Source organism: Serratia sp. CY43202 (assembly GCF_052168755.1).
GTDB lineage: Bacteria > Pseudomonadota > Gammaproteobacteria > Enterobacterales > Enterobacteriaceae > Serratia > Serratia bockelmannii.
Genome location: NZ_JBJNMB010000003.1, coordinates 173,289 through 200,183, shown reverse-complemented (window position 1 = coordinate 200,183; position 26,895 = coordinate 173,289). Strand labels below are relative to the sequence as shown.

The window sequence follows — 26,895 nt, the reverse complement described above, 5'->3', positions numbered from 1 at the left end:
TAAACGGTTGCTCGCCCAAGGATAAAACAGATGCTTGCGCGCCGCGGTTTTCCAGCCTTGCGCCGGGCTTGGCGCATGTTATTATCAGGGCAGGGCATGGTTGAACAATGCCAAAAGTTCATGCACAAACGATGAGATAATGCCAACATGACCGACAAATTAACTTCCCTGCGCCAGCTGACTACAGTGGTTGCAGATACGGGTGATATCGCGGCAATGAAGCTGTATCAACCGCAGGACGCCACAACCAACCCTTCGCTGATCCTCAATGCAGCCCAAATTCCTGAATACCGCAAACTGATTGACGAAGCCATCGCCTGGGCGCGCGGCCAGAGCAGCGATCGCGAGCAGCAGATCGCCGACGCCGCCGACAAGCTGGCAGTCAACATCGGTCTGGAGATCCTCAAACTGGTTCCGGGCCGCATCTCCACCGAGGTTGACGCGCGTCTGTCTTACGACACCGTTGCCAGCGTGGCCAAGGCCAAGCGCCTGATCAAGCTGTACAACGAAGCCGGCATCAGCAACGATCGCATTCTGATCAAACTGGCCTCGACCTGGCAGGGCATCCGCGCGGCGGAGCAGCTGGAGAAAGAAGGCATCAACTGTAACCTGACTCTGCTGTTCTCCTTCGCTCAGGCTCGCGCCTGTGCCGAAGCCGGCGTTTACCTGATCTCGCCGTTCGTTGGCCGTATCCTCGACTGGTACAAAGCCAACGGCGACAAGAAAGAGTTCGCCCCGCACGAAGATCCGGGCGTGATCTCCGTGACCGAAATTTACCAGTACTACAAACAGCACGGTTACAACACCGTGGTGATGGGCGCCAGCTTCCGTAACGTCGGCGAAATCATCGAACTGGCCGGCTGCGACCGCCTGACCATCGCGCCTGCGCTGCTGAAAGAGCTGGCGGAGAGCGAAGGCGCGCTGGAGCGCAAACTGTCTTACACCGGTGAAGTGAAGGCGCGTCCTGCCGCACTGACCGAACCTGAGTTCTACTGGCAGCACAACCAGGATCCGATGGCGGTTGAGAAACTGACCGACGGCATCCGCAAGTTCGCCGTAGACCAGGGTAAACTGGAAAAAATGATCGCCGACCTGCTGTAATTCCTGCAGATCGCGCAGTAAAAAGGTGGCTCAGGCCACCTTTTTTTATGCCCGACGCTCCCGCCGGCGGGGGAAGCCCTTATACTCTCGGCAATGACAACAGAACGGGAGACGAACCCGTTCGGACCCCATCAGGCTGTAGAGGTTACGCATGGATATTTTACGTATTGGTTTGGTTTCCGTTTCTGACCGCGCTTCCGGCGGCGTTTACCAGGATAAAGGCATTCCGGCGCTGGAGGAGTGGCTGGCCGGCGCGCTGGCGACGCCGTTCAAGCTGGAAACCCGGCTGATCCCCGATGAGCAGACGCAAATTGAACAAACGCTGTGTGAGCTGGTGGACGAAATGGGCTGCCATCTGGTGCTGACCACCGGCGGCACCGGGCCGGCGCGTCGCGACGTCACCCCCGACGCCACGCTGGCGATCGCCGATCGCGTGATGCCCGGCTTCGGCGAGCAAATGCGTCAGATCAGCCTACACTATGTGCCAACGGCAATTCTTTCTCGCCAGGTGGGAGCGATCCGCAAGCAGGCGCTGATCATCAACTTGCCCGGCCAACCGAAGTCGATCAAAGAAACGCTGGAAGGGGTAAAGGATGAGCAGGGCAATGCGGTGGTGCACGGCATCTTCGCCAGCGTGCCTTATTGCATTCAACTGCTCGACGGGCCTTACGTCGAAACGCACGCCGCGGTGGTAGCAGCATTTCGGCCAAAGAGCGCGCGTCGCGAGATAAACCTCTAAATTTCAGCGTTCTGCGAGATCGGCTTCAGCCCGCCTGGTGTGAAAATAATTTGCCGTTATAGTAAGGATTCTTTTACAGAAAGCCTGCGGCTTTTATTTTTACAGCCTTTACCGACGGTGCCCTATGCCTCACGACAATAATCGCCGGCTGAACCGGCAAGACTACAAAACGCTGACGTTGGCCGCGTTGGGCGGCGCGCTGGAGTTTTACGACTTCATCATCTTCGTGTTCTTCGCCGCCGTGGTCGGCGATCTGTTCTTCCCGGCGGACATGCCGGAGTGGCTGCGGCTGGTGCAAACCTTCGGCATCTTCGCCGCCGGCTATCTTGCCCGCCCGCTGGGCGGCATCGTGATGGCGCACTTCGGCGATCTGGTCGGCCGCAAAAAGATGTTTACCCTGAGCATTCTGCTGATGGCGTTGCCGACGCTGGCGATGGGTCTGCTGCCGACCTACGCCAGCATCGGCATCGCCGCGCCGCTGCTGCTGCTGTTGATGCGCGTGCTGCAAGGCGCGGCGATCGGCGGTGAGGTGCCGGGCGCCTGGGTCTTCGTCGCCGAACACGTGCCGCGCCGGCGCATCGGCTTCGCCTGCGGCACGCTGACCGCCGGGTTGACGGTAGGCATCTTGCTGGGTTCGGTGGTGGCGACGGTGATCAATACCACGCTTAGCCCGCAGAGCATCGCCGGCGGCGGCTGGCGTATTCCTTTCCTGTTGGGTGGCATGTTCGGCTTGGTGGCGATGTACCTGCGCCGCTGGCTGCAGGAAACGCCAATCTTTATCGAGATGCAGGCGCGTAAAGCGCTGGCCGAAGAGCTGCCGCTGAAATCGGTGGTGCTCAATCACAAACGGGAAGTGGTGGTGTCGATGCTGCTGACCTGGCTGCTCTCTGCGGGTATCGTGGTGGTGATCCTGATGACCCCAACCTATCTGCAAAAACAGTTCGCCATTGCGCCGGCTTTGACGCTGCAGGCCAACAGTATCGCCACCATCATGCTGATCGCCGGCTGCATTGTCGCCGGTTTGTCGGCCGATCGCTTCGGCGCCAGCAAAACGCTGGTGGTCGGCAGTGTGCTGCTGGCCGGCTGCAGCTGGCTGTTCTATCAAACGGTGGGCGTGCGCCCGGAAATGTTGTTCGCCTGCTATGCGCTGGTGGGCTTCAGCGTAGGCGTGGTGGGGGCCGTGCCGTATGTGATGGTGCGGGCCTTCCCGGCGGAAGTGCGGTTTACCGGCATCTCGTTCTCATATAACGTCTCGTACGCTATTTTTGGCGGTTTAACCCCTATTTTTGTGACGCTGATCATGAAATTGACCCCGTTAGCGCCCGCTTACTATGTGCTGGCGCTGTCGCTCATCGGGCTGCTGCTCGGCGTCTACCTGCATCGCGACCTGAACAGCGAAGCCGGCGAGCGGCGAGCCGGTTCCTACAGCTAAAAAAAAGCCCTGCACTGCAGGGCTTTTTCGTCAGGGAAGGGCGATTACGCCGTGACCGGCGAGGCCGCGACGCGGGCCGGAGCCGGCTCGCCAATTGGCAGCACGGTGCGGCCGTATTGCTCGTTGAGCACTTCGGCCATCGCCAGGTAAATGGCGCTGGCACCGCAGATGATACCCTCATAACCGGCGAAGGTCAGCAGTGCGTGGTTGCCGGTGATGTTGCCGACGGCCAGCAAGGCGAACAGCAGCGTGAGGCTGGCGAACACGAACTGCAGCACGCGGTTGGCGCCCAGGGTGCCGAAGAACATGAACAGGGTGAAGACGCCCCACAGCGCCAGGTAGATGCCCAGCACGTGCGCCTCGGTGGCTTCAGCCAGGCCCAGACGCGGCAGCAGCAGCAGGCCGACCAGGCTCAGCCAGAAGCTGCCGTAGGCGGTGAACGCCGTCATGCCGAAGGTGTTGCCCTTCTTGTACTCCAGCAGACCGGCCAAGATCTGGGCCAGGCCACCGAAGAAAATCCCCATGCTGATGATGGCGGAGTTCAGTGGGAAAAAGCCCGCGTTGTGCAGGTTCAGCAAGACGGTGGTCATCCCGAAGCCCATCAGGCCGAGAGGGCCGGGATTCGCCAACTTGTTGGTGTGCATAAGTCCTCTGCGATAACAGAAAATTAACGGAAACAGCGAAGTAAAATCATAAATGGTCTGAATGGCCAAAAAATCGAAGTTTTCCACCAGAGCGCGCGCATCATAATGATCCCCGCAGCCGGAAACAATGATCTGAATGACGATAAAAAAAGAAATTTTTTTCGCCTTGCCCCTTGATGCCGGACGGGATGGCCCCATCTTATTTGCAACCGCAGCTGCTAACCGCGGGTCGCACTGAGATATCGGGCAGTTGAAAAGCAAAAAATCGCCCGCATATAGGTTAGCAACCTGACTGATTATGAATTTTTTAGTGGAGACGTTTAGATGGGCAAAATTATTGGTATCGACCTGGGTACTACCAACTCTTGCGTAGCAATTATGGATGGTGCCAAGGCACGCGTGCTGGAAAACGCCGAGGGCGACCGCACCACTCCTTCTATTATCGCATATACCCAGGACGGTGAAACTCTGGTTGGCCAGCCGGCTAAGCGTCAGGCAGTGACCAACCCTGAAAACACCCTGTTCGCCATCAAGCGCCTGATCGGTCGCCGCTTCCAGGATGAAGAAGCGCAGCGCGACAAAGCGATCATGCCGTACAAAATCGTCGAAGCCGACAACGGCGACGCCTGGCTGGAAGTGAAAGGCCAGAAAATGGCTCCGCCGCAGATCTCTGCGGAAGTGCTGAAAAAAATGAAGAAAACGGCGGAAGATTACCTGGGCGAACCGGTAACTGAAGCGGTTATCACCGTACCGGCTTACTTCAACGACGCCCAGCGTCAGGCGACCAAAGACGCCGGCCGCATCGCGGGTCTGGAAGTCAAACGCATCATCAACGAACCGACCGCTGCGGCCCTGGCCTACGGCCTGGACAAAGAAGTCGGCAACCGCACCATCGCGGTTTATGACCTGGGCGGCGGTACTTTCGATATCTCTATCATCGAAATCGACGACGTTGACGGCGAAAAAACCTTTGAAGTGCTGGCGACCAACGGTGACACCCACCTGGGTGGCGAAGACTTCGACAGCCGTCTGATCAACTACCTGGTGGAAGAGTTCAAGAAAGATCAGGGTATCGATCTGCGCAACGATCCGCTGGCGATGCAGCGCCTGAAAGAAGCCGCTGAGAAAGCGAAGATTGAACTGTCTTCCGCTCAGCAGACCGACGTTAACCTGCCGTACATCACTGCAGACGCGACCGGTCCAAAACACATGAACATCAAAGTGACTCGCGCCAAACTCGAGTCTCTGGTTGAAGATCTGGTTGCGCGTTCTATCGAACCGCTGAAAGTGGCGCTGAAAGACGCAGGCCTGTCGGTTTCCGACATCCAGGACGTGATCCTGGTGGGCGGCCAGACCCGTATGCCAATGGTGCAGAAGAAAGTCGCAGACTTCTTCGGCAAAGAACCGCGTAAAGACGTGAACCCGGACGAAGCGGTTGCCGTAGGCGCTGCGGTACAGGGCGGCGTGTTGGCCGGTGATGTGAAGGACGTTCTGCTGCTGGACGTGACCCCGCTGTCACTGGGTATCGAAACCATGGGCAGCGTGATGACGCCGCTGATCACCAAAAACACCACGATCCCGACCAAGCACAGCCAGGTGTTCTCTACTGCGGAAGACAACCAGTCTGCAGTAACCATCCACGTGCTGCAGGGTGAGCGTAAGCGCGCCAGCGATAACAAATCTCTGGGCCAGTTCAACCTGGACGGCATCCAGGCGGCACCGCGCGGCATGGCGCAGATCGAAGTGACCTTCGATATCGATGCTGACGGCATCCTGCACGTGTCTGCCAAAGACAAGAACACCGGTCGTGAGCAGAAGATCACCATCAAGGCATCTTCTGGCCTGAACGAAGACGAAATCCAGAAAATGGTGCGCGATGCCGAGCTGAACGCTGAAGCTGACCGCAAGTTCGAAGAGCTGGTACAGACGCGTAACCAGGCGGATCACCTGATCCACGGTACTCGCAAGCAGCTGGAAGAAGCGGGTGACAAACTGCCGGCGGAAGATAAAACGGCGATCGAAGCGGCGCTGAAAGATCTGGAAGCAGCGGTGAAAGGCGAAGATAAAGCCGAGATCGAAGCGAAGACTCAGGCGCTGGTGCAGGTTTCCGGCAAGCTGCTGGAAATGGCTCAGGCGCAGCAGGCTCAGCAGGGTGCTGACGCCGGCGCGGACAACGCGGCGCAGAAAGACGACGACGTGGTTGACGCTGAGTTCGAAGAAGTTAAAGACAAAAAATAATCGCCCTTAAGCGGGCACGGGGCGGCCGAGATGCCGCTACCGGAAACCAGCACGGGCGTCGAGGCAACTCTGCGCCCGTGCACGCATGTTAAGGGTAAGCGAAAGAATGGCGAAGAAAGACTATTACGAGATTCTCGGCGTCAGCAAGACGGCGGATGAACGTGAGATCAAAAAGGCGTATAAACGCCTGGCGATGAAATACCATCCTGACCGTAACCAGGAACAAGACGCCGAAACCAAGTTTAAAGAAGTTAAAGAAGCTTACGAAGTCCTGACCGACGACCAGAAACGCGCGGCCTACGACCAGTATGGCCACGCGGCCTTTGAACAGGGCGGCATGGGCGGCGGCGGCTTTGGCGGCGGTGCCGACTTCAGCGATATCTTTGGCGACGTGTTTGGCGATATCTTCGGCGGAGGCCGCCGTCAGCGCGCCAGCCGCGGTTCCGATCTGCGCTATAACATGGAGCTGACCCTCGAGGAAGCGGTACGTGGCGTCACCAAAGAGATCCGCATCCCGACGCTGGAAGAGTGCGACGTCTGCCACGGCAGCGGCGCCAAGCCGGGCAGTTCACCGGTCACCTGCCCAACCTGTCACGGTCAAGGCCAGGTGCAAATGCGTCAGGGCTTCTTCACCGTGCAGCAGGCGTGTCCACACTGCCATGGCCGCGGCCAGATCATCAAAGATCCGTGCAACAAGTGCCACGGCCACGGCCGGGTTGAGAAATCCAAAACGCTGTCGGTGAAAATTCCGGCCGGCGTCGATACTGGCGACCGCATCCGCCTGGCGGGTGAAGGCGAAGCCGGCGAGCACGGCGCACCGGCGGGCGATCTGTACGTTCAGGTGCAGGTGAAGGCGCACCCGATCTTCGAGCGTGAAGGCAACAACCTGTACTGTGAAGTGCCGATCAACTTCGCCATGGCGGCGCTGGGCGGCGAGATTGAAGTGCCGACGCTGGACGGCCGGGTGAAACTGAAGGTGCCTTCGGAGACCCAAACCGGCAAGCTGTTCCGCATGCGCGGCAAGGGCGTGAAATCGGTGCGTGGCGGCAGCCAGGGCGACCTGCTGTGTCGCGTAGTGGTGGAAACCCCGGTCAATCTGAACGACAAGCAGAAGCAGCTGCTGCGTGAGCTGGAAGAGAGCCTGGGCGGCCCATCCGGCGACAAGAACAGCCCGCGCTCGAAGAGCTTCTTCGACGGGGTGAAAAAGTTCTTTGACGACCTGACTCGCTAACCTGCTGTTTCTGCTGGTTTATATTAGAACCCCGGGCGTCTGTCCCGGGGTTTTTATTTGCATGTCGCACCCCTAATCCCCTATAAATAATGTGACTTATTCGTGCTTTTGATCGGTTTTTTCGAGTTATTTAGCATTTATAAACTTATTTTTTCGAACTAAAACGCCCTCTATACTCACTTCATGACTGTGGTTCGCAGGGCGCTACGTCCTGCACAGATTTGGAGAGACGTACTGTGACCAACATCATTCGTCAATTTTTACGTCAGGAAGCCGCGGGCGGCATCATTCTGATCGCGGCGGCGATCGTCGCCCTGATCATGGCCAACAGCCCGGCGCAGGGGATCTATCAGGCATTCCTTAACCTGCCAGTGATGGTGAAAATTGCTTCGCTGGAGATCGCCAAGCCGCTGCTGCTGTGGATCAACGACGGCCTGATGGCCATCTTCTTCCTGGTGGTGGGGCTCGAGGTCAAGCGCGAGCTGATGCAAGGCTCGCTGTCCGGGCGTGACAAGGCGGTGTTTCCGGCGATCGCCGCACTGGGCGGCATGCTGGCGCCGGCGCTGATTTACCTGTTATTCAACGGCGCGGATGAAGTCACTCGCCAGGGGTGGGCAATCCCGGCGGCGACCGATATCGCCTTCGCGCTGGGCGTGATGGCGCTGCTGGGCAACCGCGTGCCGACCAGCCTGAAAGTATTCCTGTTGGCGTTGGCGATCATCGATGACCTGGGCGTGATTATCGTCATCGCGCTGTTCTACACCCACGAAGTGTCGATGGTGGCGCTGGGCGTGGCAGCGGCGGCGACGGTGCTGCTGGCGGTGATGAACTGGCGTGGCGTGGGAAAAACCTCGCTGTATATGATGGTTGGCCTGGTGTTGTGGGTGGCGATCCTCAAGTCCGGGGTGCACGCGACGTTGGCCGGGGTGATCGTCGGCTTTATGATCCCGCTGAACGTCAAGAAGGGGCCATCGCCATCGGAAACGCTGGAGCATGAGCTGCACCCGTGGGTCGCGTTTATGATCCTGCCGCTGTTCGCTTTCGCTAACGCCGGGGTCTCTTTGCAGGGCGTATCGCTGGAAGGATTGACGTCGCTGCTGCCGGTCGGGATTGCGGCTGGCTTGTTTATCGGTAAGCCGCTGGGGATTTTCCTCTTCAGCCTGCTGGCGGTAAAAATGGGCATCGCCCGTTTGCCTGAAGGCATCGGCTTCAAACAGGTATTTGCCGTTTCGGTGCTTTGCGGTATTGGTTTCACCATGTCGATTTTTATCGCCTCGCTGGCGTTCGGCGAGGCGGATATGGCGCTCAGCACCTATTCCCGTCTGGGGATCCTGTTGGGCTCGACGGCTGCGGCGGTGGTAGGGTATGGATTGCTGCGTCTGGCGTTGCCGCGCGTACGTTAATCCTGAATGTGCCCGGTAAGGGCACATAATAAAATGGCTGGTCGGAGCTGTACGGTATAAAATATGTGCAGCTTCGGCCGTTCTTCGTTGGGACTAATGGGGCTATACGTTGTCTGAAGCAGGGAAAGGAAGTTTGTCGCTCGTCACGGCACACCGTTTGCCGCTGCGAAACGTTGTTAAGGAGAGCCGCTCGTGAGGATGTCGCATATCAACTTTAATCACCTTTACTATTTCTGGCAGGTCTGCAAGGCCGGTTCCGTGGTCGGCGCCGCTGAAGCGTTGTTTCTGACGCCGCAGACCATCACCGGCCAGATCAAGGCGCTGGAAGAGCGGTTGGACGGCAAGCTGTTCAAACGCCAGGGGCGCGGGTTGGTGCCTTCGGAGCTGGGGCAGTTGGTGTTCCGCTATGCTGACAAGATGTTTATGCTCAGCCAGGAAATGCTGGATATCGTCAACTATCGCAAAGAGTCGAATCTGCTGTTCGACGTCGGCGTGGCGGACGCGCTGTCGAAGCGCCTGGTCAGCCAGGTGTTGGAAACGGCGGTGGTGGTGGACAACGAACAGATCCACCTGCGTTGTTTTGAATCGACGCACGAGATGCTGCTGGAGCAGCTCAGCCAGCACAAGCTGGATATGATCCTGTCGGATTGCCCGGTGGACTCCAGCCAGCAGGAAGGGCTGTTCTCGCTGAAGCTGGGCGAGTGCGGCATCAGCTTCTTCTGTCGCCAGCCGGCGCCGGAGTTGCCGTTCCCGGCCTGCCTGGAGCAGCGCAAGTTGCTGATCCCCGGCCGCCGTTCGATGCTGGGGCGCAAACTGCTCAACTGGTTCAATACGCAGGGCATCCAGGTGGAGATTCTGGGCGAGTTCGACGATGCGGCGCTGATGAAGGCTTTCGGCATGTACCACAACGCGATCTTCGTGGCGCCGACGCTGTATGCGCAGGATACCTACAACGATGATAACGTGGTGGAGATTGGACGTATAGACAGCGTGCAGGAGGAGTATTACATCATCTTCGCCGAGCGCATGATCCAGCATCCGGCGGTGCAGCGCGTCTGCAACAAAGACTTCTCGGCGCTGTTTTCCTGCTAGCGGTTCACTGAACGCAGGGCGTAAAAAAACCGGCCTGAGCCGGTTTTTTTATCAAGCAGATAACGAAATGCTTACTGCATTGCGTTGATGCGTGCAGTCAGGTTTGACTTATGACGCGCTGCTTTGTTTTTGTGGATCAGGCCTTTAGCTGCCTGACGGTCCACCAGTGGCTGCATTACCAGGAATGCATTTTGTGCTGCTTCTTTGTCGCCAGCTGCGATAGCTGCGTCTACCTTCTTGATGAAGGTACGCACCATTGAGCGACGGCTTGCGTTATGCTTGCGGCGTTTCTCAGACTGTACGGCGCGTTTCTTAGCTGATTTGATATTAGCCAAGGTCCAACTCCCAAATATATTCTATTGAGGACAATTCAAAGGCCGAGGAATATGCCCTTTTAGCCTTCGTTTGTCAATGGATTTGTGCAAATAAGCGCCGTTTGTACAGGCGGCACTCGCTACGTTGTGATGGCGCAGGATTTTACCAGCTTCGCTCTTGGGAATACAGTGTTTCGCGAGAAAATTCGCCAATGATTTGCCGCGGCGGGCGCAAGCCGTTGGCCGCGGTCGAGAATCGGCCCGGCGGCGCGGGATAAACTGCGGTGAAGCCGTTTCACGCGCAGATTATCTCCGGTATGGTATGTCTATTACATAAAGGCACCAATCGCGGGTTAACCTTACCGGCTGTACAAGGTATAATCCGCCGATTTCCACTGTTTTGAGCCAGCTATGGAGCTAATTCGCGGCATTCACAATATCCGGGCGCGCCACCATGGTTGCGTGCTCACCATCGGCAACTTTGACGGCGTACACCGCGGTCATCAGGCGCTGCTGGAGCAGTTGAAGCAACAAGGGCAACGCCTCGGGCTGCCGGTGATGGTCATGATCTTTGAGCCGCAGCCGCTGGAGATGTTCGCCGCAGACAAGGCGCCGGCCCGTTTGACGCGCCTGCGCGACAAGGCCAACTACCTGGCGCAGGCGGGCGTTGATTACCTGCTGTGCGTCAAGTTCGATCCGCGTTTTGCCGCCAACACCGCGCAGGCGTTCGTCGCCGAGCTGCTGGTGGAAAAACTGGGCGTCAAATTCCTGATGGTGGGGGATGATTTTCGCTTTGGCGCCGGGCGTCAGGGCGATTTTCCGCTATTGCAGCAGGCCGGAAAAGAGTACGGATTCGACGTGGTCAGTACCCCGACCTTCCGCGAAGGCGAGCGGCGCATCAGCAGCACCGCGATCCGCACCGCGCTGAGCGAGGACGATCTGCCGCTGGCAGAGACCCTGCTGGGCCACCCGTACAGCATCTCCGGGCGCGTGGTGCACGGCGATGAGCTGGGCCGCACCATCGGCTTCCCGACCGCCAACCTGCCGCTCAAGCGCCTGGTGGCGCCGGTGAAAGGGGTGTATGCGGTGGAGGTGTACGGCCTGGGGCCGCAGCCGCTGCCGGGCGTGGCCAACATCGGCACGCGTCCGACCGTCGCCGGCGTGCGCCAGCAGCTGGAAGTGCATCTGCTGGATGTCACAATGGATCTTTACGGGCGCCATATTGAGGTGGTGCTCCGCGCAAAATTGCGCAATGAACAACGGTTTGCTTCGCTCGATGCCCTGAAGCAGCAAATCGCCAATGATGTGGTGACGGCCCGGAAGTTCTTCGGGCTACAGACACCGGTTTAATCTCTATAGCCGAAAACGGAACCGAGAATCTAATGAGTGACTACAAGAATACCCTGAACTTGCCGGAAACAGGGTTCCCGATGCGCGGCGATCTTGCCAAGCGCGAACCTGGCATGCTGCAACGTTGGTATGAACAGGATCTGTACGGGATTATTCGTACTGCCAAAAAGGGCAAAAAAACCTTCATTTTGCATGACGGCCCTCCGTATGCGAACGGCAGCATTCACATTGGTCACTCGGTTAACAAGATTCTCAAAGACATTATCATCAAGTCGAAAGGGATGGCCGGCTTCGACTCGCCTTATGTGCCGGGTTGGGATTGCCACGGCCTGCCTATCGAACTGAAGGTTGAGCAGCTGTACGGCAAACCGGGCGAGAAGCTGACGGCGGCCGAGTTCCGCCAGAAGTGCCGCGAATACGCGGCCGAGCAGGTTGAAGGTCAGAAGAAGGACTTCATCCGCCTGGGCGTGCTGGGCGACTGGGATCGTCCCTACCTGACCATGGATTTCAAAACCGAAGCCAACATTATCCGCGCGCTGGGCAAGATCATCAGCAACGGCCACCTGCTGAAAGGCGCTAAGCCGGTTCACTGGTGCACCGACTGCGGCTCATCGCTGGCGGAAGCGGAAGTGGAGTACTACGACAAGACTTCGCCGTCGATCGACGTGACCTTCCATGCGGCCGACGCGGCTGCCGTGGCGGCCAAGTTTGGCGTGAGCCACTTCAACGGTGCCATCTCGCTGGTTATCTGGACCACCACCCCGTGGACCCTGCCAGCCAACCGCGCGATCTCGCTGCATCCGGACTTCACCTATCAACTGGTGCAGGTTGACGGCCAGTGCCTGATCCTGGCGGCCGAACTGGTGGAAAGCGTGATGAAACGCGCCGGCATCACCGAGTGGACGGTGCTGGGCAGCTGCAAAGGCGCCGATCTGGAGCTGCTGCGCTTCAAACACCCGTTCATGGACTTCGACGTGCCGGCGATCCTCGGCGAGCACGTGACGCTGGACGCCGGTACCGGTGCGGTGCACACCGCGCCAGGCCACGGCCCGGACGACTTCGTGATCGGCCAGAAATACGGCCTGGAAGTGGCCAACCCGGTAGGGCCGAACGGCTGCTACCTGACCGGCACCTACCCGCTACTGGACGGCAAGTTTGTTTTCAAGGCTAACGATCTGATCGTCGATCTGCTGCGTGACAAAGGCGCGCTGCTGCACGTCGAGAAGTTCTTGCACAGCTACCCGTGCTGCTGGCGCCACAAGACGCCGATCATCTTCCGCGCCACGCCGCAATGGTTCATCAGCATGGATCAGAAAGGCCTGCGTCAGCAGTCGCTGGAAGAGATTAAGGGCGTGCAGTGGATCCCGGATTGGGGCCAGGCGCGCATCGAAATGATGGTCGCCAACCGCCCGGACTGGTGCATCTCGCGTCAGCGCACCTGGGGCGTGCCGATGTCGCTGTTCGTGCACAAAGAAACCGAGCAGCTGCACCCGCGCACCGTTGAGCTGATGGAAGAAGTGGCCAAGCGCGTCGAGCAAGACGGCATTCAGGCCTGGTGGGATCTGGACGCGGCCGACATCCTCGGCGCGGAAGCCGCCGACTACGTGAAAGTGCCGGACACGCTGGACGTGTGGTTCGATTCCGGTTCCACCCACGCTTCGGTGGTCGACGTGCGCCCTGAGTTCCAGGGCCACAGCGCCGACATGTATCTGGAAGGCTCCGACCAACACCGCGGCTGGTTCATGTCCTCGCTGATGATCTCCACCGCGATGAAGGGCAAGGCGCCTTATAAAGAAGTGCTGACCCACGGCTTCACCGTCGACGGCCAGGGCCGCAAGATGTCCAAGTCGATCGGCAACACCGTCAGCCCGCAGGACGTGATGAACAAGCTCGGCGGCGACATTCTGCGTCTGTGGGTGGCGTCGACCGATTACACCGGCGAGATCGCGGTATCCGACGAGATCCTCAAGCGTTCCGCCGACTCTTACCGCCGCATCCGCAACACCGCGCGCTTCCTGCTGGCCAACCTGAACGGGTTCGAGCCGAGCACCGACTGCGTGGCGCCTGAAGACATGGTGGTGCTGGATCGCTGGGCGGTCGGCCGCGCGCTGGCGGCGCAGCAGGATATCGAGCAGGCTTATGCCAACTACGATTTCCACGAAGTGGTGCAGCGCCTGATGCAGTTCTGTTCGGTCGAGATGGGCTCCTTCTACCTGGATATCATCAAGGATCGTCAGTACACCGCCAAGAGCGACAGCGTCGCCCGCCGCAGCTGCCAGACCGCGCTGTATCACATCGTGGAAGCGCTGGTGCGCTGGATGGCGCCGATCATGTCGTTCACCGCAGACGAGATCTGGGGCTTCATGCCGGGCAAACGCGCGCAGTACGTGTTCACCGAAGAGTGGTACGACGGCCTGTTCGGGCTGGCGGAAGGCGAGCCGATGAACGACGCTTTCTGGGCTGAGCTGCTGAAAGTGCGCGGCGAAGTGAACAAGGTGCTGGAGCAGGCGCGTGCCGACAAACGCCTCGGCGGTTCGCTGGAAGCGGCGGTGACGCTGTATGCCGACAGCGAGCTAGCGGCTCGCCTGAACAGCCTGCAGGATGAGCTGCGCTTCGTGCTGCTGACCTCTGCGGCAAGCGTTGCGCCATTGGCGGATGCGCCGGCCGACGCGCAGGCCTCCGAGCTGTTGAAAGGGCTGAAGATCGCCTTCAGCACGGCGCCAGGTGAGAAGTGCCCGCGCTGCTGGCATTACACCACCGATATCGGTCTGGTGGCGGAGCACGCAGACATCTGCGGCCGCTGTGTGAGCAACGTCGCCGGTGACGGCGAGAAGCGTAACTTTGCCTGAGAACTCGCGCCTGATGAGTAAACCAATTTGTTCGACCGGCCTGCGTTGGCTGTGGGTTGTAGTGGCGGTGCTGGCGCTGGATTTCGGCAGCAAGCAGTGGATCCTCGCTAACTTTACGCTGGGCCAGTCCCAGCCGTTGATCCCGTCGTTCAACCTGTTTTACGCGCGCAACTACGGCGCTGCGTTCAGCTTCCTGGCCGATCACGGCGGTTGGCAGCGCTGGTTCTTCGCCGGCATCGCCATCGCCATCGTCGCGGTGCTGCTGGTGATGATGTACCGCAGCGCGGCGCAGCAGAAGCTGAACAACATCGCCTACGCCTTCATCATCGGTGGGGCGTTGGGCAACCTGTTCGATCGCCTGTGGCACGGTTTTGTGGTCGATTTCATCGACTTCTACGTCGGTGACTGGCACTACCCGACCTTCAATCTGGCGGACAGCTTTATCTGCGTGGGTGCGGCGATGATCGTGCTGGAAGGTTTCCTGTCGCCGGCGAACAAAGGCGCAAAGAGTAAAGGTGAGTAACATGACGGCTCAGATTATCAGTGACAGCGCGGTGCTGGTTCACTTTACGCTGAAACTGGAAGACGGTTCGACCGCCGAATCTACCCGCAGCAGCGGCAAACCGGCGCTGTTCCGTCTGGGTGACGGCAGCCTGTCGGCGCCGCTGGAAGCGCAACTGCTCGGCCTGCGAGCGGGCGACAAGTGTGCCTTTACCCTGCAGCCGGAAGCGGCGTTCGGCGCGGAGAACCCGGATCTGGTCCAGTTCTTCTCGCGCCGCGACTTCGCGGAAACCGGCGTGCCGGACGTGGGCACCATCATGCTGTTTACCGCCATCGACGGCAGCGAAATGCCGGGCGTGGTGCGCGCGGTGGCGGAGGATTCAATCACCGTCGATTTCAACCATCCGCTGGCGGGCCATCCGGTGACCTTCGATATCGAAGTGCTGGAGATCGATCCGCAGCAGGAGGAGACGCATGCAAATATTGCTGGCTAACCCGCGCGGCTTCTGCGCCGGGGTTGATCGTGCGATCAGCATCGTGGAACGTGCGCTGGAGCTGTATGGCGCGCCGATCTACGTACGGCATGAAGTGGTGCACAACCGCTACGTGGTTGACAGCCTGCGTGAGCGGGGCGCCGTGTTTATCGAAGAGATCGCCGAAGTGCCGGACGGTTCTATCCTGATCTTCTCGGCGCACGGCGTGTCTCAGGCGGTACGCGCCGAAGCCAAGGCGCGCGATCTGACCATGTTGTTCGACGCCACTTGCCCATTGGTGACCAAGGTGCATATGGAAGTGGCGCGCGCCAGCCGCCGCGGCACCGAAGCGATTCTGATTGGCCATGCCGGTCATCCGGAGGTGGAAGGCACCATGGGCCAGTACAGCAACCCGAAGGGCGGCATGTACCTGGTCGAATCGCCGGAAGACGTGTGGAAGCTGCAGGTGAAAGACGAAAGCAATCTGTGCTTCATGACGCAGACCACGCTGTCGGTTGATGATACCTCGGACGTGATTGACGCGCTGCGTCAGCGCTTCCCGAGCATTATCGGTCCGCGTAAGGATGACATTTGCTACGCCACCACCAACCGTCAGGAAGCGGTGCGTAACCTGGCAGGCGATGCGGATGTGGTGCTGGTGGTGGGGTCAAAGAACTCTTCCAACTCTAACCGTCTGGCTGAACTGGCGCAGCGCGTGGGCAAACCGGCTTATCTGATCGATTCGGCGGCGGATATTCAGGAGAGCTGGCTGAGCGAAGCGCGCAATATCGGCGTTACCGCCGGCGCCTCGGCACCGGACGTGCTGGTGCAGGAGGTGATTTCTCGCCTGAAAGCGCTGGGCGGCCTGGACGTGCATGAAATCAGCGGGCGTGAAGAGAACATCGTGTTTGAAGTGCCTAAAGAGCTGCGGGTGGACGTTCGTCAGATTGACTGACATGCGCCGGCGGATGACAGCGGGGAGCTTAGGCTTCCCGTTTTTTTTGGAATCGTGCCGCGTTAAAAATAACATGCCATGCATATTCAAATTTTCTGCTAACTAAAGTCAAATTTATTCTGAGTATTTGAAATAACGGCGGTGTATTTAATTATAAAGGCTGGCGAAAAGTCATTAATCAGAATATCATTAGGCTGCAATCTAAATGAGGCCCGGTGTTGGCAAAGTGATTACAATAATTACAATAATGGATGTTGCAGATGTTTCTTATTTTATTCCTGTCGAATATGTTCTACGGCCGTTAATCCCTTCTCCTGCAAATAGAGTTTCATATGTTCCAGCAACCGTCTGACTTTTAATGGCTGGATCTCCCTGCGCGGCATAATGGCATAGCAATTAATTTCCGGTAACCGCCAATCGGGCAATATTTCAATCAGCTCACCGCTGCGCAATTCACGTTCAACGTTGGCGAAGAAATTGCGAATGATCCCCTTGCCGGTCAGCGCCAACTCCTTCATCGCCATACCGCTGTTGGTGAACAAACGCCCCGTCATACGCATGCGGTGTTCGCCGCCGTCGCGATGGATAAGACGGACAAACTGCGGGTTGCCGAGCGGTGTAAAGGTGACCCAGTGGTGATGGCTCAGCGCCTGCGGTGAATCCGGCACGCCGTGGTGTGCCAGGTAGGCCGGTGAGGCGCATAACACTTCACGGCAGCGCGCCAGCCGCGTGGAAACGTAGCTGGAGTCGGCCAGCACGCCGCCACGTATCGCCAGATCGATGCGTTGCGTGATGAGGTCTATCTTCTCATCGTGGATTTCCAGTCGCAGCGTAAGCTGCGGGTGTTCATCGAGGAAGCTTTGCAGCGCCGGCACCAGATAGTGGGTGGCGAATTCAGTGGAGGTGGCGACACGCAGTTCGCCGACCAGCTCGCCGCGCAGCGCGGCGATCCGTTGTTGGCCACGTTCGGCTGCGTGGATCATCAGCAGGCAATCTTCATAAAAACACAATCCTGCTTCGGTCAGACTCAATGAACGCGTCGATCGCAACAGTAATTGAATGCCCAGATGTTCCTCCAGCTGGCGAATATGTTGGCTGACGGCGGAGGTCGTCATGCCCAATTCTTTTGCCGCCATGCTGAATGCGCCGCAATCGACCACTTTTGAGAAAATGGCCATGCGTTTTAAAATATTGCTCATAGTTTGTTAAGCACAACTTAACCAAGATTGTGAATTATACGGGCTAATAATATAGCACCATCTCTTCTATATTGCCTGAAGCATATAAACGCCGGGCTGATTATTATTTTGCAGAGATTTTTTCTCTTTTTGATAAATCTTATTGCGCTTATCAATAATACACCCGCGCCACATCGCAACAGGAGCTCATTGTGGACAGCGCTCAGAAAGAAGAAATATCGTTAAAGATCCTACGTGAATTATTGCAATACCGCCGCCGTTTCCCCGGCGACGACACCTCGATCGCCGAAGAAGAACGGCGGGTCACTCAGGTGCAATTGCCGCGCATTCGGGCATTCATCGAAAACGAGCAACGTATCGAATTCGTGCTACCGGCCTTCCCGACCAAGTCGCCCAACACCAACAAGGTGATCGGTGCGGTGCCGGACATGGCGGAGCGGCTGTCGCTGATCTTCCTCAACTCGCTGTGCCAGCGCATTCAGCTCTATTACCCGCCGGGGGCGCATATCGTTATCTGCTCCGACGGTCACGTGTTCGGCGATCTGATCCGCGTCAGCGACGACGCGATCAACCACTATCAGCGCGAGATTGAAAGCCTGCTGCATGAAGTGGGCGCGACATACCTGAGCGTGTTCAACCTCGGCGATGTCAAAGGCCTGGCGGAGCATACCGATGATTATGATCTGCTGCGCCGATTGTTGGTGGAGGGCTATGCCGAATCGGAAGAGGCGATCAAACAGCAACTGATGCAGGACGAACAGGGCCTCTTGCTGTACCGCGCCATCACGCGCTTCCTGTATGAAGACAGCCAACTGCCGGGCTACAGCGGTTCCAACGCCGCGCTGCAGAAAGACGCCAAACAGCGCGCTTGCGGCGTGATCCAGCGCAGCTGGGCCTGGGGCAATCTGCTGGCGCAGCACTTCCCGGCGGCGATCCGTCTGTCGATTCACCCGCAGCCGGTCGACAGTCTGAAAATGGGTATCCACATGATGCCGACCAAAGACGACTGGCTGACGCCGTGGCACGGCGTGGCAGCCAACGTGAACGGCCAGTTCGTGCTGATGAAACGTAAAGACGCGCAGAGCCTGGACGGCGAGCTGGTAGAGATCCGCGGCACGCCGAGCCATTACCTGATCGAACAACCGCAGATGGCCTGAGGCCGCTGCATGCTTTTGCGCCCGAAATCCTGACGGGCGCGTTTTTGACGGCACGTTGCCGTGTGAGCAGCACATTCGATGCAAGGAGAATACTGATGAACAACCAACCGCTTAATTGCCATATCCAACCGAATACCCCGTTCGGCGCGATCCTGACGCCGCAGCATCCGGGGCAAAAGATCGGCGAGCTACCGGTGGCGGCGCTGCGAGCGCTGGCGCAGGAGCACCACTTGCTGGTGCTGCGCGGATTCGACTCCGGTTTCAGCGATGGGGAGGTTCTGACGCGCTACGCCGAGCAGTGGGGCGAGATCATGATGTGGCCGTTCGGCGCGGTGCTGGACGTGAAGGAACATCCTGACGCCAAGGATCATATTTTCGACAGCAGCTACGTCCCGCTGCATTGGGATGGCATGTATAAGCCGACCATCCCCGAGTTCCAGCTGTTCCACTGCGTGGCGGCGCCGTCGCAGGACGAAGGCGGGTGCACTACCTTCGTCGATACCACGCGGTTGCTGGCCAATGCGGACGAAACGTTGCTGGATCAGTGGCTGTCGGTGTCGATCACCTACCGCATCAAGCAGGTGGTGCATTACGGCGGAGAAGTCTGTTCGCCGTTGGTGGTGCAGCACCCGAACGGCAGGGGCTTGATCATGCGCTACAATGAACCGCCGACGGAGGGGAAAAAATTCCTCAACCAGCATGCGCTGGAATATCACGGCGTGCCGGAACAACAGCAGGAACAGTTCCATCACACTCTGCAGCAGCACCTGTACGATCCGCGTCACTATTATGCCCATCAGTGGCAACAGGGCGACGTGGTGGTGGCGGACAATTTCTCGCTGCTGCACGGCCGTGAGGGCTTTACCGCCCGTTCCGCGCGTCATTTGCAGCGCGTGCATATTCAGAGCAACCCGGTGTGCGCCAATCTGGCGCTGAAGCCGGCCAACGCAGAAGCGTAAAGGAGCATTATGGCAAGGATACTGATGGCGGCGGTCGCCACTCCGGGGCACGTCTACCCGATGTTGGCCATCGCTCGCCACCTGGTTGCCCAAGGGCATCAGGTGCGGGTGATGACCGGCGCGCTGTTCCGCGAACGCGCCGAAGCGGCTGGGGCGAGCTTCGTGCCGTTCGACGCGCAGGTGGATTTCGACTATCGCCACCTGGAGGAGCATTTCCCCGAGCGCGCCGCGCTGCCGCCGGGCAATGCGCAGATGGCGCTGGCGCTGAAAGATTTCTTCGCCGCGCCGATCCCACTGTTGGATCGTCAGCTGCGTGCGGCCATCGCCGCCGAAAAGACCGATCTGCTGATGGTGGAGAACTGCTTCTACGGCGTGCTGCCGCTGCTGCAGTCCGCCGAACGGCCGCCGGTCTTCGGGATCGGCGTCACGCCGCTGTCGTATTCTTCGCGCGACGCCATTTTCTATGGCCCGCGCATCCCGCCGGCGCTGCTGCCGCGGGCGCTGACCCGCGAGCAATTGGTGGATGAAGCGACGCGGGTGTTGCTTGATGAGGTGCAGCAAAGCTTTGATGCCGCGCTGGTGCAAGCGGGCGGGCGGCCGCTGAATCGCCCGTTTACCGATGCGCTGATCGGCGGCTGCGAGCGTTTCCTGCAGTTGGCCACCACGGCGCTGGAATATGAGCGCGACGACCTGCCGAGCGGTGTGCGCTTCGTCGGGCCGCTGCGCAGCGGTGGTCAACCGGCCGCGGAAGAGGCGCTGTGGGAGGAGGACGATCGTCGGCCGCTGGTGATCGTGTCTCAGGGCACGCTGGCCAATGTCGATCTGCATCAGCTGATCGTGCCGACGCTGCAGGCGCTGGCGCATCTGCCGGTGCGGGTGTTGGCCACCACCGGCGGGCGAGCGACCGAAGGGCTGATGGACGCGTTGCCGGACAACGCCCGAGTGCGGGCGTTCATCTCCTTCGAACACTGGTTACCGCAGGCGGCGCTGCTGATCACCAACGGCGGTTACGGCTCGATCAACTATGCGCTGGACAGCGGCGTGCCGCTGATTGTCGCCGGCACCGGCGAGGACAAGCTGGAGGCTGCCGCGCGCGTGGTGGCCGCCGGCTGCGGCATCAGTCTGCACACCAGCACGCCGAGCGCAGAACAGATCCTGGCGGCGGCGTCGCGTATTCTGCAGCAGCCGATCTATCGGCAACGCGCAGCGCTGGTGCGTGAGGACTATGCCCGCCACGATGCGCTCACGGCGATCGCCAACGAAGTGGCCGCCATTACCGCCTGACCTCGCAGTGTTCCTTTCCCCAGGCGCCGTTTTCGGCGCCTTTTTTCTGCATTTTCTTGCCATGGAAACTGCATGATTATGTACAATCGTCGCAGGCCGCCAAATCGGTTGAATGTTAATCTCACGACAGCGCCGCTGATGAAAGCGGGGGAATATCATAATTTTCTAATTATGAAATGAATCCTCTGGCGACGCTGAAGTGGGACGGTTACCCTGAATCGATAGCCTAATGGGATAGGCGTCAAAACAAGAAGAGAGCAAGCATGAGTGATTCACAAATCCGCATTGCGATTGCGGGCGCCGGCGGCCGGATGGGCCGTCAGTTGATCCAGGCGGTGCAGCAGGCGGAAGGCGTGGTGTTGGGAGCGGCGCTGTCGCGCCCGGGTTCAAGCCTGATCGGCGTCGACGCCGGCGAGCTGGCGGGCATCGGCGCGCTGGGCGTCAAGGTGAGCGACAGTCTGGATAACGTGGCGAACGAGTTCGACATTCTGATCGACTTCACCCGCCCTGAAAGCACCCTGGGCTACCTGGAATTTTGCATGGCGCACCATAAGGCGATGGTGATTGGTACCACCGGCTTTGATGACGCCGGCAAGCAGGCGATCCGCGATGCGGCGCAGCATATCGGCATCGTGTTCGCCGCCAACTTCAGCGTCGGCGTCAACCTGGTGCTGAAACTGCTTGAGAAGGCCGCGCAGGTGATGGGCGACTATACCGATATCGAAATCGTTGAGGCGCACCATCGCCACAAAGTGGATGCGCCGTCGGGCACGGCGTTGGCCATGGGCGAAGCGATCGCCGGCGCGCTGGGGCGCGACCTGAAAAGCTGCGCGGTCTATGCGCGCGAAGGCCATACCGGCGAACGCGATCCGAAAAGCATCGGCTTTGCCACCATTCGCGCCGGCGATATCGTCGGCGAGCACACCGCGATGTTCGCCGACATCGGTGAACGGGTGGAAATTACCCATAAGGCCTCCAGCCGGATGACTTTTGCCAGCGGCGCGGTGCGTGCGGCTGCCTGGTTGCATAACCGGGATAAAGGTCTGTTTGATATGCGTGATGTGCTGAATCTGGACCAATTATAATTAATTTGCATACCATCGTGATGTGGTTGTATTGATCATAATGCTATGATAATCGGACAATAATTTTATTGTCCTTTTTTTTAGCATGAAAAAAGAAGCGTTGGTGTGTTTTTATTTCATTGATTGTTATTTATTGATGTTTACCTTGCTAATCATCCCGTTTTTATCCACCAGATCTTATTTCAGCGTCTTTTGGAGCCCATTCTGGCACCATTTTTCGTCATTCAGCCTCGCAACCGTTTTCCAGCCCCGGTTTTCTGTGTTTTTATCGCCGCTCAAGCCGCATGAGCGGTGAGAACTGCAAAAATAAAACAAAAAACGGCAGTTTGGGTAGACAAGCCTGGCACTCATCATTAAAATGCGCCCAATTTGCCAAAAATTGGCCTCGCGGACGGTTTTTGCATTGATTTAGATCGCGATATCTGAATTAATATGCAAATATTGTGATTGATTATTCCTCGGAGGATGTTTTGATAAAGTCAGCGCTATTGGTTCTGGAAGACGGAACCCAATTCCACGGTCGGGCCATCGGGGCAGAGGGAACGGCAGTGGGGGAAGTGGTCTTCAATACGTCGATGACCGGTTATCAAGAAATCCTCACTGATCCTTCCTATTCCCGCCAGATCGTTACTCTTACTTATCCTCATATCGGCAATGTCGGCACCAACGCTTCCGACGAAGAATCCTCCGCAGTACACGCCCAAGGCCTCGTCATTCGTGACCTCCCGCTGATCGCCAGCAACTACCGCAACGAAGAAAGCCTGTCCGACTACCTCAAGCGTCACAACATCGTGGCAATCGCCGATATCGATACCCGTAAATTAACCCGCCTGCTGCGCGAGAAGGGCGCCCAGAACGGCTGCATCATCGCCGCCGACTCGCCGGACGCCGCGCTGGCCCTGGCCAAGGCGCAAGGTTTCCCGGGGTTGAAAGGCATGGATCTGGCGAAAGAGGTCACCACCCAAGAAGCCTACAGCTGGCAGCAAGGCAGCTGGACGCTTGAAGGCGACCTGCCTGAAGCCAAAACCGCCGCGGAACTGCCGTTCCACGTGGTGGCTTACGACTACGGCGCCAAGCGCAACATCCTGCGCATGCTGGTGGATCGCGGCTGCCGCCTGACCGTGGTGCCGGCGCAGACCCCGGCCGACGAGGTGCTGAAAATGAATCCGGACGGCATCTTCCTGTCCAACGGTCCGGGCGACCCGGAGCCATGCGACTACGCCATCGCCGCCATCAAACAGTTCCTGGAAACCGACATTCCGGTGTTCGGCATCTGCCTGGGCCACCAGCTGCTGGCGCTGGCCAGCGGGGCGAAAACCATGAAGATGAAGCTCGGCCACCACGGCGGCAACCACCCGGTGAAGGATCTGGACAACAACACCGTGATGATCACCGCGCAGAACCACGGCTTCGCCGTCGATGAAAACAACCTGCCGGCGAACCTGCGCGTCACGCACAAATCGCTGTTCGACCATACGGTGCAGGGCATTCACCGCACCGACAAAGCGGCGTTCAGCTTCCAGGGTCACCCGGAAGCCAGCCCAGGCCCGCACGATGCCGCGCCGCTGTTCGATCACTTCATCGAACTGATTGAGACTTACCGTTCTAACGCCAAATAATCAGGAGCAGTAAAAAATGCCAAAACGTACAGACATAAAAAGCATCCTGATCCTCGGCGCTGGCCCGATCGTTATAGGCCAGGCGTGTGAGTTCGACTACTCGGGTGCCCAGGCGTGTAAAGCGCTGCGCGAAGAGGGTTACCGCGTCATTCTGGTTAACTCCAACCCGGCGACCATCATGACCGACCCGGAAATGGCCGATGCGACCTATATCGAGCCGATCCACTGGGAAGTGGTGCGCAAGATCATCGAAAAAGAGCGCCCGGATGCGGTGCTGCCGACCATGGGCGGCCAGACGGCGCTGAACTGCGCGCTGGAGCTGGAGCGTCAGGGTGTGCTGGCCGAGTTCGGCGTTACCATGATCGGCGCGACGGCCGATGCGATCGACAAGGCCGAAGACCGTCGCCGTTTCGACGTGGCGATGAAGAAAATCGGTCTGGACACCGCGCGTTCCGGCATTGCGCACACCATGGAAGAAGCGCTGGCGGTAGCCGCTGACGTCGGCTTCCCGTGCATCATCCGCCCTTCCTTTACCATGGGCGGCACCGGCGGCGGCATCGCCTACAACCGTGAAGAGTTCGAAGAGATCTGCGAACGCGGTCTGGACCTGTCGCCGACCAACGAGCTGCTGATCGATGAATCGTTGATCGGTTGGAAAGAGTACGAGATGGAGGTGGTGCGTGATAAGAACGACAACTGCATCATCGTCTGCTCCATCGAAAACTTCGACGCGATGGGCATCCACACCGGCGACTCGATCACCGTCGCACCGGCCCAGACCTTGACCGACAAGGAATACCAAATCATGCGCAACGCTTCGATGGCGGTGCTGCGTGAGATTGGCGTCGAAACCGGCGGCTCCAACGTGCAGTTCTCGGTCAACCCGAAAACCGGCCGCCTGATCGTTATCGAAATGAACCCGCGCGTGTCGCGCTCTTCGGCGCTGGCGTCGAAAGCCACCGGCTTCCCTATCGCCAAGATCGCCGCCAAGCTGGCGGTGGGCTACACCCTCGATGAGCTGATGAACGACATCACCGGCGGCCGCACCCCGGCATCGTTCGAACCGTCCATCGACTACGTCGTGACCAAGATCCCGCGCTTCAACTTCGAGAAGTTCGCCGGCGCCAACGATCGCCTGACCACCCAGATGAAGTCGGTCGGCGAAGTGATGGCCATCGGCCGCACCCAGCAGGAGTCGCTGCAAAAAGCGCTGCGCGGCCTGGAAGTGGGCGCTACCGGCTTCGACCCGAAAGTAAGCCTGGACGATCCGGAAGCGCTGACCAAGATCCGCCGCGAGCTGAAAGACGCCGGCTCTGACCGCATCTGGTACATCGCCGACGCCTTCCGCGCCGGTCTGTCGGTTGACGGCGTCTTCAACCTGACCAACGTCGACCGCTGGTTCCTGGTGCAGATTGAAGAGCTGGTGCGCCTGGAAGAGCAGGTGGCCGACGCGGGCATCAACGGCCTGAACAAAGCGTTCCTGCGTACCCTGAAGCGCAAGGGCTTCGCCGATGCGCGTCTGGCCAAGCTGGCCGGCGTCGCCGAGAGCGAAATTCGCAAGCTGCGCCACAGCCACGGCCTGCATCCGGTGTACAAGCGCGTGGATACCTGCGCGGCGGAATTCGCCACCGACACCGCCTACATGTACTCCACCTATGAAGAAGAGTGCGAGTCCAACCCGACCAACGACCGGCCGAAAGTGATGGTGCTGGGCGGCGGGCCGAACCGTATCGGCCAGGGCATCGAGTTCGACTACTGCTGCGTGCACGCCTCGCTGGCGCTGCGCGAAGACGGCTACGAGACCATCATGGTCAACTGTAACCCGGAAACCGTCTCCACCGACTACGACACCTCCGACCGCCTGTACTTCGAGCCGGTGACCCTGGAAGACGTGCTGGAAATCGTGCGCATCGAGAAGCCGAAGGGCGTGATCGTGCAGTACGGCGGCCAGACCCCGCTGAAGCTGGCGCGCGAGCTGGAAGCTGCGGGCGTGCCGATCATCGGCACCAGCCCGGACGCCATCGACCGCGCCGAAGACCGCGAGCGCTTCCAGCAGGCGGTCAACCGTCTGGGCCTGAAGCAGCCGGCCAACGCCACCGTCACCGCCATCGAGCAGGCGGTGGAGAAGGCGGCGGGCATCGGCTATCCGCTGGTGGTGCGCCCTTCCTACGTGCTGGGCGGCCGGGCGATGGAAATCGTCTATGACGAAACCGACCTGCGCCGCTACTTCCAGACCGCGGTCAGCGTGTCCAACGATGCGCCGGTGCTGCTGGACCGCTTCCTGGACGACGCGGTGGAAGTGGACGTCGACGCCATCTGCGACGGCGAGCGCGTGCTGATTGGCGGCATCATGGAGCACATCGAGCAGGCGGGCGTGCACTCCGGTGACTCCGCGTGTTCGCTGCCGGCGTACACCCTGAGCCAGGAAATTCAGGACGTAATGCGTCGTCAGGTGGAAAAGCTGGCGTTCGAGCTGCAGGTACGCGGCCTGATGAACGTGCAGTTCGCGGTGAAAGACAACGAAGTCTACCTGATTGAAGTGAACCCGCGCGCCGCGCGTACCGTGCCGTTCGTGTCCAAAGCGACCGGCGTGCCGCTGGCCAAAGTGGCCGCGCGCGTGATGGCGGGCAAAACGCTGGTTGAGCAGGGCGTGACCGAAGAAATTATCCCGCCGTACTACTCGGTGAAAGAAGTGGTGCTGCCGTTCAACAAATTCCCGGGCGTCGACCCGATTCTGGGGCCGGAAATGCGCTCTACCGGGGAAGTGATGGGCGTGGGCCGCACCTTCGCGGAAGCCTTCTCCAAAGCGATGCTGGGCAGTAACTCGGGCATGAAAAAGCAGGGCCGCGCGCTGCTGTCGGTGCGTGAAGGCGACAAGGCTCGCGTGGTCGATTTGGCCGCCAGCCTGCTGAAGCAGGGCTTCGAGCTGGACGCCACTCACGGCACCGCGGTGGTGCTGGGCGAAGCGGGCATCAACCCGCGCCTGGTCAACAAGGTGCACGAAGGGCGTCCGCACATTCAGGACCGTATCAAGAACGGCGAGTACACCTACATTGTCAACACCACGGCCGGCCGTCAGGCGATTGAAGACTCCAAGCTGATTCGCCGCAGCGCCCTGCAGTACAAGGTGCACTACGACACCACGCTGAACGGCGGCTTTGCCACCGCGATGGCGCTGAAAGCGGATCCGACCGAGCAGGTCACGTCGGTGCAGGAAATGCACGCGCGCATCGGCAAATAACCGCGCGATAACGCTACGCCAGGGGCGCT

The 26,895-nt window shown here is 59.3% G+C and carries 21 protein-coding genes; 18 read left to right on the top strand and 3 right to left on the bottom strand.

The features are described 5' to 3' along the window. Nucleotides 1-147 precede the first annotated feature (147 nt). From tal to ACJ8J5_RS07370, 3 genes are all read left to right on the top strand, one after another. Nucleotides 148-1,101 (top strand): transaldolase, encoded by a 954-nt coding sequence (gene tal, locus ACJ8J5_RS07380; RefSeq protein WP_004932982.1) that lies wholly within the window; start codon nucleotides 148-150, stop codon nucleotides 1,099-1,101. A 151-nt stretch (nucleotides 1,102-1,252) separates the two neighbouring features. Then, nucleotides 1,253-1,840, top strand: a complete 588-nt coding sequence (mog, locus tag ACJ8J5_RS07375; protein ID WP_015376607.1) for a molybdopterin adenylyltransferase — start codon at nucleotides 1,253-1,255, stop codon at nucleotides 1,838-1,840. Between the two features lie 124 nt (nucleotides 1,841-1,964). Next, the gene (locus ACJ8J5_RS07370) at nucleotides 1,965-3,272 is read left to right on the top strand and encodes an MFS transporter (RefSeq protein WP_127146488.1); all 1,308 of its coding nucleotides are present in this window, start codon (nucleotides 1,965-1,967) and stop codon (nucleotides 3,270-3,272) included. Between the two features lie 44 nt (nucleotides 3,273-3,316). Here ACJ8J5_RS07370 and satP read toward each other — a convergent pair whose 3' ends face one another. Next, complete coding sequence (gene satP, locus ACJ8J5_RS07365) at nucleotides 3,317-3,916, bottom strand: acetate uptake transporter (protein WP_033652984.1); 600 nt, start codon at nucleotides 3,914-3,916, stop codon at nucleotides 3,317-3,319. 324 nt (nucleotides 3,917-4,240) lie between these two features. Between satP and dnaK the strand changes: the two genes are divergently transcribed. The 4 genes from dnaK to nhaR all read left to right on the top strand — a co-directional run bounded on the left by dnaK (nucleotide 4,241) and on the right by nhaR (nucleotide 9,880). Further along, entirely contained in the window at nucleotides 4,241-6,154 is a 1,914-nt protein-coding gene (gene dnaK / locus ACJ8J5_RS07360; protein WP_004932972.1) for a molecular chaperone DnaK, read from the top strand. Nucleotides 6,155-6,260: 106 nt separating this feature from the next. Next, a complete protein-coding gene (gene dnaJ / locus ACJ8J5_RS07355; protein ID WP_004932969.1) occupies nucleotides 6,261-7,385 on the top strand; it encodes a molecular chaperone DnaJ in 1,125 nt (374 codons plus the stop codon). A 236-nt stretch (nucleotides 7,386-7,621) separates the two neighbouring features. Further along, nucleotides 7,622-8,788 (top strand): Na+/H+ antiporter NhaA, encoded by a 1,167-nt coding sequence (gene nhaA, locus ACJ8J5_RS07350; RefSeq protein WP_414104737.1) that lies wholly within the window; start codon nucleotides 7,622-7,624, stop codon nucleotides 8,786-8,788. Between the two features lie 192 nt (nucleotides 8,789-8,980). Further along, nucleotides 8,981-9,880, top strand: coding sequence for a transcriptional activator NhaR (gene nhaR / locus ACJ8J5_RS07345; RefSeq protein WP_004932962.1), 900 nt, complete (start codon nucleotides 8,981-8,983; stop codon nucleotides 9,878-9,880). Between the two features lie 71 nt (nucleotides 9,881-9,951). Here nhaR and rpsT read toward each other — a convergent pair whose 3' ends face one another. Then, on the bottom strand, nucleotides 9,952-10,215 hold the full coding sequence (rpsT, locus tag ACJ8J5_RS07340) for a 30S ribosomal protein S20 (RefSeq protein ID WP_004932960.1): 264 nt from the start codon (nucleotides 10,213-10,215) through the stop codon (nucleotides 9,952-9,954). Nucleotides 10,216-10,605: 390 nt separating this feature from the next. On the opposite strand from rpsT, the gene ribF reads away from it, so the two are divergent. From ribF to ispH, 5 genes are read left to right on the top strand one after another with little or no spacing between them, the layout of a single operon-like run. Then, on the top strand, nucleotides 10,606-11,544 hold the full coding sequence (ribF, locus tag ACJ8J5_RS07335; RefSeq protein ID WP_025301522.1) for a bifunctional riboflavin kinase/FAD synthetase: 939 nt from the start codon (nucleotides 10,606-10,608) through the stop codon (nucleotides 11,542-11,544). Between the two features lie 32 nt (nucleotides 11,545-11,576). After that, a complete protein-coding gene (gene ileS, locus ACJ8J5_RS07330; RefSeq protein ID WP_167324831.1) occupies nucleotides 11,577-14,393 on the top strand; it encodes an isoleucine--tRNA ligase in 2,817 nt (938 codons plus the stop codon). Nucleotides 14,394-14,406: 13 nt separating this feature from the next. Then, nucleotides 14,407-14,916, top strand: a complete 510-nt coding sequence (gene lspA, locus ACJ8J5_RS07325) for a signal peptidase II (RefSeq protein ID WP_025301524.1) — start codon at nucleotides 14,407-14,409, stop codon at nucleotides 14,914-14,916. A gap of 1 nt (nucleotide 14,917) precedes the next feature. Next, nucleotides 14,918-15,388, top strand: a complete 471-nt coding sequence (gene fkpB / locus ACJ8J5_RS07320; RefSeq protein ID WP_038628869.1) for an FKBP-type peptidyl-prolyl cis-trans isomerase — start codon at nucleotides 14,918-14,920, stop codon at nucleotides 15,386-15,388. Beyond that, complete coding sequence (gene ispH, locus ACJ8J5_RS07315) at nucleotides 15,369-16,322, top strand: 4-hydroxy-3-methylbut-2-enyl diphosphate reductase (protein WP_025301526.1); 954 nt, start codon at nucleotides 15,369-15,371, stop codon at nucleotides 16,320-16,322. The genes fkpB and ispH overlap by 20 nt, the downstream gene beginning before the upstream one ends. A gap of 272 nt (nucleotides 16,323-16,594) precedes the next feature. Here the strand turns inward: ispH and ACJ8J5_RS07310 are convergent, their stop codons facing one another. Continuing rightward, complete coding sequence (locus tag ACJ8J5_RS07310; RefSeq protein WP_225735560.1) at nucleotides 16,595-17,500, bottom strand: LysR family transcriptional regulator; 906 nt, start codon at nucleotides 17,498-17,500, stop codon at nucleotides 16,595-16,597. Between the two features lie 212 nt (nucleotides 17,501-17,712). Between ACJ8J5_RS07310 and pvcA the strand changes: the two genes are divergently transcribed. The 6 genes from pvcA to carB all read left to right on the top strand — a co-directional run bounded on the left by pvcA (nucleotide 17,713) and on the right by carB (nucleotide 26,866). Further along, on the top strand, nucleotides 17,713-18,678 hold the full coding sequence (pvcA, locus tag ACJ8J5_RS07305) for an L-tyrosine isonitrile synthase (protein WP_025301528.1): 966 nt from the start codon (nucleotides 17,713-17,715) through the stop codon (nucleotides 18,676-18,678). Nucleotides 18,679-18,773: 95 nt separating this feature from the next. Then, complete coding sequence (locus ACJ8J5_RS07300) at nucleotides 18,774-19,637, top strand: TauD/TfdA dioxygenase family protein (protein ID WP_025301529.1); 864 nt, start codon at nucleotides 18,774-18,776, stop codon at nucleotides 19,635-19,637. Nucleotides 19,638-19,661: 24 nt separating this feature from the next. Next, the gene (locus ACJ8J5_RS07295; RefSeq protein ID WP_025301530.1) at nucleotides 19,662-20,921 is read left to right on the top strand and encodes a glycosyltransferase; all 1,260 of its coding nucleotides are present in this window, start codon (nucleotides 19,662-19,664) and stop codon (nucleotides 20,919-20,921) included. A gap of 263 nt (nucleotides 20,922-21,184) precedes the next feature. Continuing rightward, nucleotides 21,185-22,006, top strand: a complete 822-nt coding sequence (dapB, locus tag ACJ8J5_RS07290; protein ID WP_197835631.1) for a 4-hydroxy-tetrahydrodipicolinate reductase — start codon at nucleotides 21,185-21,187, stop codon at nucleotides 22,004-22,006. Nucleotides 22,007-22,476: 470 nt separating this feature from the next. After that, nucleotides 22,477-23,625, top strand: a complete 1,149-nt coding sequence (gene carA, locus ACJ8J5_RS07285; RefSeq protein WP_048232622.1) for a glutamine-hydrolyzing carbamoyl-phosphate synthase small subunit — start codon at nucleotides 22,477-22,479, stop codon at nucleotides 23,623-23,625. A gap of 16 nt (nucleotides 23,626-23,641) precedes the next feature. Then, nucleotides 23,642-26,866, top strand: coding sequence for a carbamoyl-phosphate synthase large subunit (gene carB, locus ACJ8J5_RS07280; protein ID WP_033649161.1), 3,225 nt, complete (start codon nucleotides 23,642-23,644; stop codon nucleotides 26,864-26,866). Nucleotides 26,867-26,895: the final 29 nt, after the last annotated feature.

Excerpts from the sequence above, each read along its gene's own strand:
- dnaJ (WP_004932969.1), top strand. The coding sequence starts at position 6,261 with ATGGCGAAGAAAGACTATTACGAGATTCTCGGCGTCAGCAAGACGGCG.
- ileS (WP_167324831.1), top strand. The coding sequence starts at position 11,577 with ATGAGTGACTACAAGAATACCCTGAACTTGCCGGAAACAGGGTTCCCG.
- tal (WP_004932982.1), top strand. The coding sequence starts at position 148 with ATGACCGACAAATTAACTTCCCTGCGCCAGCTGACTACAGTGGTTGCA.
- ACJ8J5_RS07310 (WP_225735560.1), bottom strand. The coding sequence starts at position 17,500 with ATGGCCATTTTCTCAAAAGTGGTCGATTGCGGCGCATTCAGCATGGCG.
- lspA (WP_025301524.1), top strand. The coding sequence starts at position 14,407 with ATGAGTAAACCAATTTGTTCGACCGGCCTGCGTTGGCTGTGGGTTGTA.
- dapB (WP_197835631.1), top strand. The coding sequence starts at position 21,185 with ATGAGTGATTCACAAATCCGCATTGCGATTGCGGGCGCCGGCGGCCGG.
- satP (WP_033652984.1), bottom strand. The coding sequence starts at position 3,916 with ATGCACACCAACAAGTTGGCGAATCCCGGCCCTCTCGGCCTGATGGGC.
- mog (WP_015376607.1), top strand. The coding sequence starts at position 1,253 with ATGGATATTTTACGTATTGGTTTGGTTTCCGTTTCTGACCGCGCTTCC.
- ribF (WP_025301522.1), top strand. The coding sequence starts at position 10,606 with ATGGAGCTAATTCGCGGCATTCACAATATCCGGGCGCGCCACCATGGT.
- ACJ8J5_RS07370 (WP_127146488.1), top strand. The coding sequence starts at position 1,965 with ATGCCTCACGACAATAATCGCCGGCTGAACCGGCAAGACTACAAAACG.
- carB (WP_033649161.1), top strand. The coding sequence starts at position 23,642 with ATGCCAAAACGTACAGACATAAAAAGCATCCTGATCCTCGGCGCTGGC.
- fkpB (WP_038628869.1), top strand. The coding sequence starts at position 14,918 with ATGACGGCTCAGATTATCAGTGACAGCGCGGTGCTGGTTCACTTTACG.
- dnaK (WP_004932972.1), top strand. The coding sequence starts at position 4,241 with ATGGGCAAAATTATTGGTATCGACCTGGGTACTACCAACTCTTGCGTA.
- ispH (WP_025301526.1), top strand. The coding sequence starts at position 15,369 with ATGCAAATATTGCTGGCTAACCCGCGCGGCTTCTGCGCCGGGGTTGAT.
- ACJ8J5_RS07300 (WP_025301529.1), top strand. The coding sequence starts at position 18,774 with ATGAACAACCAACCGCTTAATTGCCATATCCAACCGAATACCCCGTTC.
- ACJ8J5_RS07295 (WP_025301530.1), top strand. The coding sequence starts at position 19,662 with ATGGCGGCGGTCGCCACTCCGGGGCACGTCTACCCGATGTTGGCCATC.